Annotated in this window: 7 protein-coding genes and 1 tRNA gene; 7 read left to right on the top strand and 1 reads right to left on the bottom strand. The window is 41.2% G+C overall.

Going from position 1 to position 10,984, the window contains the following annotated elements; all coding sequences use genetic code 11:
* From RG47T_RS19155 to RG47T_RS19140, 4 genes are all read left to right on the top strand, one after another.
* Nucleotides 1-2,973 (top strand): SusC/RagA family TonB-linked outer membrane protein (locus RG47T_RS19155; RefSeq protein ID WP_074491062.1); only part of this gene is annotated, 2,973 nt, incomplete at its 5' end.
* A 10-nt stretch (nt 2,974-2,983) separates the two neighbouring features.
* A complete protein-coding gene (locus tag RG47T_RS19150; protein ID WP_171972567.1) occupies nt 2,984-4,420 on the top strand; it encodes a RagB/SusD family nutrient uptake outer membrane protein in 1,437 nt (478 codons plus the stop codon).
* Between the two features lie 348 nt (nt 4,421-4,768).
* On the top strand, nt 4,769-5,497 hold the full coding sequence (locus RG47T_RS19145; RefSeq protein WP_074491060.1) for a hypothetical protein: 729 nt from the start codon (nt 4,769-4,771) through the stop codon (nt 5,495-5,497).
* Nucleotides 5,498-5,726: 229 nt separating this feature from the next.
* Nucleotides 5,727-5,801 (top strand) — tRNA-Val (locus RG47T_RS19140).
* 85 nt (nt 5,802-5,886) lie between these two features.
* Here the strand turns inward: RG47T_RS19140 and RG47T_RS19135 are convergent.
* Nucleotides 5,887-6,213 carry a hypothetical protein gene (locus RG47T_RS19135; RefSeq protein ID WP_074491059.1) on the bottom strand — a complete coding sequence of 109 codons (327 nt, stop codon included), beginning with the start codon at nt 6,211-6,213 and terminating at the stop codon, nt 5,887-5,889.
* Between the two features lie 825 nt (nt 6,214-7,038).
* Between RG47T_RS19135 and RG47T_RS19125 the strand changes: the two genes are divergently transcribed.
* The 3 genes from RG47T_RS19125 (at nt 7,039) to RG47T_RS19110 (ending at nt 10,979) form a co-directional block, all read left to right on the top strand.
* Nucleotides 7,039-8,262: an alpha/beta hydrolase gene (locus tag RG47T_RS19125; RefSeq protein ID WP_074491057.1), complete on the top strand. Its 1,224-nt coding sequence runs from the start codon at nt 7,039-7,041 to the stop codon at nt 8,260-8,262.
* Nucleotides 8,263-9,195: 933 nt separating this feature from the next.
* A complete protein-coding gene (locus RG47T_RS19115) occupies nt 9,196-10,428 on the top strand; it encodes a dicarboxylate/amino acid:cation symporter (protein ID WP_074491055.1) in 1,233 nt (410 codons plus the stop codon).
* A 50-nt stretch (nt 10,429-10,478) separates the two neighbouring features.
* A complete protein-coding gene (locus RG47T_RS19110) occupies nt 10,479-10,979 on the top strand; it encodes a hypothetical protein (protein WP_074491054.1) in 501 nt (166 codons plus the stop codon).
* Nucleotides 10,980-10,984: the final 5 nt, after the last annotated feature.

Genomic DNA, 10,984 nt, shown 5'->3' with positions numbered 1-10,984 from the left:
AGAAAAATTATGGGTAAAGTAGTTGGCGCGGATGACGGGCTGAGCTTACCTGGTGTATCTGTAAAATTGCAGGGTACACAAAAAGGAGTGTTGACAGATGGAGATGGGAATTTTGTGTTGCCGGCAAGCACAGGGCAAACCTTAGAATTTAGTTTTGTTGGATACAAAATTCAGCAGTTGGTTATACCAGCGGGCAATTTGCCTTTAATTAAACTGAAGCAAGATTCGCGTTTACTATCAGAAGTTGTGGTAACAGATGGTTACTCAACAACAACCAAAAAAGCCTATACAGGTTCTGCCACTACCGTTAAGGGGTCGCAAAATGAAAACAAACCATTCTCTACCCCACAACAAGCGCTGCAGGGCGAGGTTGCAGGTTTAGCGGTATCTGTTAACAGCGGCCAGCCCGGTGCTAATATTCAGGTGCGGTTACGAGGCTTGGGTTCTACCTATTTAGATGCTAACCCGCTGTATGTTATTGACGGGATGATCATCAACTCGGGCGATTTATCGAGAAGCGCTACCACGGCAAATGCAATGGCCGGTATCAATGAAAATGATATCGAAAGCATCCAGGTTTTAAAAGATGCTGCGGCAACTGCTATTTATGGTTCACGGGGTTCAAACGGTGTTATCATTATTACAACCAAAAGAGGCAAGAATGGCAAAACACAAGTTAGGTTTGATGCCGAAGGCGGGGTAACTACCAATATGGCCATACCAGACGCAGGCAAGCCCTTAACAGCATCCCAATACGGCGAGTTATATACCGAAGGTTTAAAAAATGCGGGCTACAGCGCTGCAACTATTCTTAGTTCGCAAAATGCTTACGGTATTAACAGCGGCCAAAGCAACAATTGGTACGATCTGGTAACCAAAAGAGGTTCGCAGCAACAATACAACGTTTCTGTAAACGGCGGTTCTGATAATACGAAGGTGTTTTCGTCACTGGGTTATTTTCACCAGGATGCTACAACGCTTAATTCAAAGCTGACCAGGATCTCAGGCTTGTTAAATATCGATCATAACATTAGCAAACGGATCAGTATTTCTACCAACCTTAATGTATCAAACGTTAACCAGAATACGCCTTATAATTCAACGTATTACTCGGCCCCAATTGCTTCGGCTTACTTCTTAAGGCCGTATCAGTTGGCTTATAATGCAGATGGTTCGTTAAATTCAAGCACTTCGGGCGGTACTAACTTTCCGTCTTTTTACAACCCGCTTTATATCTCTCAAAATGATGTACACGGCCTTTCGCAAACCAGGGGTTTAATTGGCGAAACGTTGAAGTGGACCATCTGGGACCAGCTAAAATTTACCAGCTTTGCCAGTATAGATTATAACGTACTCGAAGAAACCTATTATGCCAACCCAACCATGGGCGATGGCTCTGTTTACGGTGGCTATGGCGGCGATTATTACACGCGCTATTTTAACTGGCTAACCCGTAACCAATTAGACTATCGTTACAATGTAAAAGGGGTCCAGGATTTTTATATCGATGCTACAGTAGGTTATGAGGCGCAACGCTCGCAGGAAAACTACGTCACTGCAGAGGGTACAGGCTACGCAGCTTCTGCACCTACGTTAACTACTTTGTCTTTGGCATCTACCCCGGTTACCGCACAGGGTACTTATTCAAATTATACCTACAACTCTATTTATTCGAGGTTTAGCGCCAACTATAAAAATAAGTATGTATTGAGTGGATCATTCAGACGTGACGGCTCATCTAAGTTTGGTTCTAACGTTAAGTATGGTAACTTCTGGTCTGTTGGTGGTTCGTGGAATATCGACGAAGAAAATTTCTTCAAGCAACAGAATATCGTATCTGCTGCTAAATTACATGCCTCATACGGTACATCGGGTAATGCTAATGGTTTGGGTAACTATGCCTCTAAGGGCAGTGCCACAATCAGCAGCGACTATACTTACGCCGGTTACAGCGGTGCCAACTATGATGTGATAGGCAATAACAGCCTAACCTGGGAGTCGGCCCGCAAGTTTGATATCGGTATCGATCTAAGCTTCTTCAAAAACCGCCTGACTATTTCGCCGGAGTATTACCACAACTCCATTAATGGCTTAATTCAAAACGTTGCAGTTTCACAAACTACAGGTTTCAGCAATGCTATCGAAAACATTGGCGCTATGTTAAACAAAGGTTTGGAGCTAACCATACAGGGTGTGCCAATTAAGAGCAAAGACTTTACCTGGAGTACAAACTTCAATGTGGCGTTTAACCGTAATAAAATGACCAGCGTTGCAGAAGGTACAACCGGTGTGCATGATACGTATTATTACCTGGCCAAAGGTTTAGATTATTATTCATACTATACCAAGCAATATGCAGGTGTTAACCCTGCCAACGGTGATGCACTTTGGTATACCGATGCAACCAGAACTAAAACCACCACCAATTATGCCGAAGCCAAATATGTGGTAAACCACCAGGCCGATCCTAAAATGTTCGGTGGGTTTAATAACACATGGAACTATAAGGGCTTCTCTTTAACTGCCGAGTTTTACTACAACTTTGGTAACTATGTTTATGACCCTATCGGCCGTTACTTTAGCGGTGGTGCATACTCGTCATACAACAAGTACCAATACATTTACACAAATAGGTGGACCACACCAGGCCAGGTTACCGACGTGCCTAAATATGTGGTAGGTGGTATTGCCGATAATAACGGCAGCGATGCTGCTGTATCATCAAGGTACTGGTACTCGGGCGATTATATTAGACTGAAAAACTTGTCGTTAGGGTACGATTTTAAGGATGTAGGCTTGCTTAAACGACTTGGCTTAAGTAAACTGAATGTGTATGTACGCGGTACCAACCTTTGGACCAAAACTTACGACAGCCGCTTACCTTTTGATCCCGAAGTTGATATCAATGGCTACAACAGCCTGAGCATCCCGAAGGTAAAAACCTATACAGTGGGTATAAATGTTGGTTTATAAAATTAAAAACATGAAAGTCAGAAATTACATATATATACTATTGGCGGGGATAGTAACCCTTGCATCGTGCAAGAAGAGTTTTCTTGAGGAAGAAAACCCCACCGCAGTAGCCGTAGAAAGCTCTATTACTACAGAAACCGGCATGCTTACCGCTATATCTGGTATGTATACCTCTATGAAAAGTTACACCCTGTTTGGCAGAAACCTCCCCGTACTGGGCGATTTGCTGGCCGATAACTCTTATGTGAGTATCACAAACTCGGGCCGGTACTTAACAGAAAATAACTACACCTATATAGCCACCGCCAGCGAAATTGATGAAATATGGTCGCAGGCATACAATACCATTTTGCAGGCCAACCGCATCCTTTATGCCAGCGTACCGGCTTCTGATAACGTTAACCAGTTAAGGGGCGAGGCATATGCAACGCGTGCCCTGGTTTACCTGCAATTGGTAAACTTATACGGCCAGCCTTATACCGTAAACCCCAGTGCAGCAGGTGTGCCTATTGTTACGCAGCCCACCTATACCACAGGTGCGTTTACCAAACCTGCCCGTAGCTCTGTCTCTGCCGTTTATGATCGTATTATTACCGATCTGGATAGCGCCTATACGTTAATGCCTGCCACTACGCCGGCCATACATGATGCCAACTCCAACTTCCTGTCTAAATATGCAGCAAAAGCTATCGAAGCCAGGGCTTATTTATATAAAGGCGATTATGCCAACGCGCGTGATGCTGCATTGCTGGTTGCCAATAATGGTGGTTTCTCTTTAGCTGCAAGCTCATCTGCTTTTAGCGCTTACTGGGCTTCTGCAACCAACCGTACAGATAAGCTGGAAACGATATTTGAATTAAATATGAGCAGCACCGTAAACAACGGCTATAACGGCCTGGATGCTATTTACAACCAAGACGGTTATGGTGATGTTTTATGTACCGATGATCTGTATAATTCTTACACGGCAACAGATTTCAGGAAGTCTTTAATTTTAGATGGCACACGTACGCCCTACCAGGCTTATATTGTTAACAAGTATCAGAATGTGCTGCAAAGCGACAGGGACGAAGTAAAAGTGGTGCGCTATGCCGAAGTATTGCTTACCCTGGCCGAATCTTACGCACAGCTGGGTGATAGCGGCGAGGCGTTGACTTATCTTAATAGGGTAGCCCAACTGCGCGACCCATCATTAGCGGCCTACACAGCTACGGGTACCACGCTTGTTGCAGATATTTTAAACGAAAGAAGGAAAGAGCTGGCATTTGAAGGTTACAGATTTTTTGACCTTACCCGTACTGCAGCCGTAATTAACCGCCCGCAGGAAGGCGCTAAATCTGCGGCATCTATAGCAACAGTTACAACTGCTAACACCAGGAGAATATTGCCGATACCGCAGGTAGAAATTAACGCAAACGCCAGTATTACGCAAAACCCCGGTTATTAATTAAAGCCGGTTAACAAGCATCTTAAATAAGGTGCGCATTTTTAAATTGCATTTTTGTTCTTTATAAATCAGTTAATAGTTAATGGACTGCCTAGAATGGGGCAGTCCTTAATTTAATGATTATACAGAAAAAACATATTTTGAAGGCCTTTGGTAAATCCAAAGGCCTTTATTGTTGATACGATTCTTAAACAAAACCCCAGGCCTAAGTATATTAACTTGGCATTAACAAGAGTACCTAGCTAAATTTTTTCTAAAAAAACTTAACTAAAGTATAACATAGAAGTTGCAATACGATGAGATAAAGCAGGTTAGTATTTGTTTAACTTAGATACAACATTATAACCTATGAAAAAGCTTCTTATCATTTTACTGGCGGCGACAGCTTTGTTACCGGCATGCAGCACGTATCAGATGAATACGATTAGCAGCACCAATACCACACGCGATGAAAAAACGGGTGAATTTAAACTCGAGAACGATTCGGTAAGGATAATTTACTCTTTCGCCGGCGAGAACGCACCTATCCATATGAACATTTATAATAAGCTTAACGAGCCGGTTTATGTAGATTGGGAACGTTCGGCATTTATTACCGGGAACCAAAGTTACAGCTATGCAGATGATGCGGTACAGATTAGTGGTGATATATCCGGCACCTCAGTAGGGCGGGGCATCAGTTTTTCTAACTCAAATATTAATGCACAAGCAACGCTGCCTAAAAATGTGGCATTTATCCCTCCGCACGCTCAAATTACAAAAACCATATCCAGGATCAGCAGGAGTACATTCAGGTATATATCAGACAGTGCTTTTATTAAGGCCAAACTTCCGGCCAGCTTTGGGGCCGAAAACCAGAAAGTAAAAATGGCTAAGTTTGATAAGGATAGCAGCCCGCTATTTTTTAAGAGTTACCTAACAGTATACACCCTTAATGGCAATACGCCTAAGTTTACCGCCTACCAAAATGATTTCTATGTTTCGCAAATCATCAGATCTTCGCAAGGGCCAGAAAATTTTGAGTTTTATCAAAGCGGCAGAGGCGACCTGTTTACCAGCTCTGGCTCAGTTAATTAAACAAAGTAAAAATAACATTTAAAGTGCTTTTGCAGATTTTTATGTAAATGAGCATGTTTTATTTGGATGACCTATTTGTAAAATTAAAAAGACCGTCTATATTTGCACTCCCAAAGCATTTGGGAACGTTACTAATTAGAGCAGGGCACCCCGTCGATTAATCGGGACTGATTCGAAAAGTAATTCATATATATTATCGTATTGATTTGTTAAAGATCATTACGAGAACGGGAGCTTAGCTCAGCTGGTTCAGAGCATCTGCCTTACAAGCAGAGGGTCACTGGTTCGAACCCAGTAGTTCCCACAAAAACCCCATATGGGATATTAATTCAAAAAGTTTTGTATAAGCCTTCAGATTAATTCTGAGGGCTTTTTGTTTGATGGATCATTTAATCATCGTACCGCGTTTCCTTTTGAATTTTAATACCATAACTCTCTAATTTTTCAATTAAATTATAAAGGCTATTACTGTTTCTGGAATCTTCAATATTTAGATCAATTAACTCCAATTGCTTACCTCCCGGGCCTCGTGCAGGCAGTATTTCATAGAAAACTATTTTGCTACTATTATCGGATGAAATAGGAATAGTGTCCCATTTGTTTGAAACAAACACTTCATTTATTGATGGGATTTTATAAATACCGATTTCGTCATCGTTTAAACGGTATTGTATAAGCTGCGGCGTTTGAAATAAAGCAGATTTGTAAAGCGCCATTTGTGCCGATCTTAATTCTGGATCATGTTCTGCCGCATAAGGATCATTTAGTTCATAATGTATAACTCTAAATTGCCTTTGCTTATAATCAAGTTTAAATTTTTCGATTTCAATGTCATTATTGATACGCTCAGCGATTTTTATTTCGATTTGATCAACTTGTTGGCGGAAAGGTTTTGCAGCTTTTATTTCGTCGATCCAATCTATGAAAATTCCAGCAGCGCTTGGGCCGCTATCATTGATTCGGGTACCTCCATATACTGATAAACTGATTCGTATATCCTCGATCTTCCATTTTGCGCTAAAAACAACTGCACTCGATAAGTACTCCTTTTTTAAATCATGTTGATCAGCGTATCACCCCATTCGATTTTGACGTCGTCTATTTGATATGTTTTCATTTGCGTTAATTAAATTGAACTAATTTGTTTATAGGTCCAAATCTGCTGTTAGGCGCAAATCATGTAGGAAATGGTTCGAGATTTGTAAAGTAGCCACCACACTATAGCCTGTTAGTTAACTCTAATGGGCTTTTTTACATTATTAAAGGGGCTGCGTGGACTCCAAACGCTTTTTTCCGAACAATTTCGTTCAGCCGGGCCGTTTGATGTGGCGTCCTACCGTGCATTTATTTCTCCGGAAACAAGGCTCCTGTTACATTTGCTTTTTCGTTGTGTTATAACTTTTATATTCAGATTATGCAAAATTTGCTGCTGAAAGTAAGTTCTTCAAGGATTTTGAATTTATTGAATTGATGAGTTCTTTAATTTAAATTAAGAGCCCAAGAAAAGCCGTATCCTTGTAGTTAATCCCATCCCAAAATACATGAAACTTGGTTTCCTTAAAAAAAAGCATTTTACATTGGTGTTTTTTATCATACCGCTACTTTTTTCATTTAAAGCAAATGCTCAAAAGGCAGAACCAATTAAGTATGATCAGGGAGAAGTTGTAACGATGCATTCCAACATTCTTAAAGAAGATCGAAGGATACTGATCTACACACCGAAAGATTCTGCCAATCCTGAGAAAAAATATCCGGTGATCTATGTTCTGGATGCCGACAATCATTTCGCCCAGATGGTAGAATATTCTAAATACCTCAGCCGACAAGATGTGTATGTTATTCCGCCACTGATTGTTGTAGGAATAACAAATACGGACCGTAACCGTGACCTCACCCCCTCTCACAGCAGTGTTTATTATGATGGAAAGCCAGATACCACAGCCCATGCTCCGTATAAGAACAGCGGCGGAAATGAGCATTTTTTTCAATTCATTCAGAAAGAGCTCATGCCTTATGTCAATTCAAATTACAAAACACAACCTTACCGCATTTTTGCGGGACACTCATTCGGAGCGCTGACAACCATCAATTGCCTGATTAGTTATCCAGATATGTTTGACGCCTACATTGCCGTGAGTCCATCCTTCTGGTGGGATCAGAAATTCTTGCTGAAGCTCGCGGATAAAAAATTAAAAGCTGGATCAACTTTGTCGAAGACGCTTTTTTTTAGCGACGGCAATGAAGACGCTTCTTCACCCGGATCACCCTTTCATACCAATGTTTTAAAGTTTGATTCGCTGCTCAAAAAGCGAAACATAAAAGGATTAGATTTCGAATATCTGTCGTATCCGACTGAGAGTCACATGACTGTTCCTCTTAAGTCATACTATGACGGACTTCGATTTATCTATTACCAATGGCAGCTTCCTCCGGTAAGTGATGAAAAGATCAATCCGGAGATCATTATGAGACACTATAAAGGATTATCGCAAAGGTTTGGGTATCCGATTTTGCCTGATGAAGCATATCTCAACGACTTGGCACAATGGTTAGTAAAAAATCAGGCAACCCTAAATAATGGCATTAAGCTACTGGAAATGAATACTATTAATTACCCGTCTTCTTCAAGAGCCTTTGCCGCTTTGGGCGCAGCTTATACCACGAATGGAGAAAAGCAAAAAGCTATCGCTTCGTACAAAAAAGCCAGCGAGTTGAATCCCAAGTCAAATGAAATTAAATCGCGTTTGTTGGAGTTGCAGAAATAATATATTAAGCCTTCTGCCAATTATGAAAGGTAGTATTATAAACTTGCCTCATTTACGATTTGAGCCAAAAAGTTTTTCAGTCTAAATCGGCTATTAAACGCAAATCAGACAGGAAAAAGTTCGAGATTTGTACAGTAGCCACCACCAAAGGCATTCACATCGGATGCCTTTTTTTGTTTACAATGTTTTACTTATTTTATTTTGCATTGCTTGACAAATGTTATGTTGGATCTATGTCTAACACAGTTTAATCTATAAAACACAACACCTGCCATAAGGGCTGATGTTACATATTTAAAATCTTGTAAGTAGATAATCTCTTAATCTATCGAATAGAGCCATTATGAAACCCTATTTTTCCGGAGTAAAGGCAACACTAAAAGGCTAACAATGCCGTGTGCAGCCAGTGATAAAGCGAGTGTGAAAACAAGGATCATGGTTTTTTTGAAGGGTGTATTAAAGTAATCCAGAAAACCCGACTGGTGTGCCCCACTATAACATAGCGCCAAAACAAATACCACAATGCCGGTAAGCCATAAGGTGAGGTGTGAATAAAAGTAGCGCACAGAAGCGAATTTGGGGCCACTGAAAGATGCTAATAATAGTGCAACATGGGCAACAAAGAAAATTAAGGCGGCAAAAATCAGCAAATAAAACATCGGCAATAAAAAATTAAATGTGTAACAGGTTAGTTGTTTGGTTTATCAAGATTAACATTTTTATAACATTTAAGCAAGATGGATGTCTATACGATAATTATAAAATTAAGTTTAACGGAGAGTGTCCCCTTTTTATTTTTCAGCAGGTGGAGCATTTACAGTAATAGCTTTTTGCTGTAAATAAATTTGTGAAGGTACATACCGGTTAGGCTTAAAAATTTGTATAATATCTTTATCTTTCAAAAAAGGTGCTTATATAGGCGCTGTATTAACTATGGCTCATTGGATTAAGAATTACAGCGGGATGATTTGGCTGATAGCCGGTATTGTAGCCGGCAGTATAGCCGGGATGATATTTGGCAAACAGGCCGAAATTGTAAAGCCCATAGGTGATATATTTTTAAACCTGCTGTTTGTGGCTGTAATTCCGCTGGTGTTTTTCGCCATATCATCTGCCATTGCCAACCTGCATGGCGAGCAAAAGTTAAGCCGCATTATGGGCGTTATGACGGGGGTATTTCTCGGTACTATTATTATTGCGGCTATATTAACCATTGTAGCCATGTGGCTGTTCCCGGTACATCAAAGTGGGGGTGCCGCTGCCGGTCTTTTACCGCAGGGCGGCAATAAAAAACTATCCGGCGATGATATTACCCAATTGCTTACCACAGGCGAGTTTTACCAGCTGCTATCCCGTAAAAATATGCTGGCCATGATTATTTTTGCCATACTGGTTGGTTTTGGCGCTTTACACTCCGGCGAAAAAGGAAGAGCATTTGTCCAGTTTTTAAATGCCGGTAATGAGGTATTTAAAAATGTATTTATAATTATCATGAAACCTGCACCAATTGGCTTAGGCGCTTACTTTGCTTATCAGGTTGCCCTGTTTGGCCCCTCGTTGTTTGGTACCTATGCACATACCCTTGGTATTGGGTATGGTGTAAGCCTTTTTATATATGCAGTAATTTATAGCATATATGCTTTTATAGCAGGTGGTATAGGCGGCATAAAAAGGTATTGGAAAAACAATATTATCCCCTCTGCAACAGCTATTGGTACCTGTAGCAGCATTGCTACTATACCGGCAAATCTCGATGCTGCAAAAAAAATGGGCATCTCTGATGTGATAGCCGGTATCACCATACCCCTTGGAGGCACATTGCATAAAGATGGTTCCAGCGTTTCGTCCATTTTAAAAATGGCGGTGGTATTTGCCATGTTTGGTAAGGGGTTTGATAGCCCGGGTGTAATACTGATAGCACTCGGCATGACGGTTTTGGTAAGCATTGTAGAAGGCGGCATACCCAATGGTGGTTACGTAGGCGAATTGCTTTTTATATCTGCCTATGGTTTCCCGCCCGAAGCCTTGCCACCTGCTATTATTATCGGTACGTTGATAGACCCGGTAGCCACATTATTAAACGCAACCGGCGATACCGTTGCCGCCATGCTTATCAACAGGTTTGTGGAGGGTAAATATCAACCTCGTATCGGGGATGGCTCATAGGCCATAATCCACATTTAAAACCATTATCGTTTATAACTGTCATACAGAATATGAAACTAATTATTTTATGCTGCGTTGCCGCACTGGGTATTGTTTCCTGCTCATCCAATACCGTTAAGCAAGCCAAAACAGATACCGTAATTGCCGGCGATACCTTGGCTAAGGCCGCTACAACTGCCCAAACTAATCATACACCAACCGTAAGTTCATTATGCTTTTTGCGTACCGAAGGTAAAACCAACCAGGATAGTACCAGTATTGAGCTGGTGATAAAAGGAGACGTGGTAAGCGGACAAATGACCTGGATGCCCTACCAAAAGGATAGCCGCAAAGGTGTGCTTGCCGGCACAATTAAAGGCGATACCATACAGGCAAAATGGAGCTTTATGCAAGAAGGTATGAACGATACCCTAAACCTGAAGTTTAAGCTGACTAAAGATCAGTTGGCACAAAAACCGTTAAAGTTAAATGTTAAAACAGGCCGCGACCAAACAGATGATGATGCAGGCTACAAATTACTTTACAAAGCCAGCACAAGCGTTAAAAAATAAACAAG

The organism is Mucilaginibacter polytrichastri (assembly GCF_001911425.1).
GTDB lineage: Bacteria > Bacteroidota > Bacteroidia > Sphingobacteriales > Sphingobacteriaceae > Mucilaginibacter > Mucilaginibacter polytrichastri.
The sequence above is the reverse complement of the archived record's forward strand: the minus strand, read 5'-3'. Positions and strand labels throughout refer to the sequence as shown.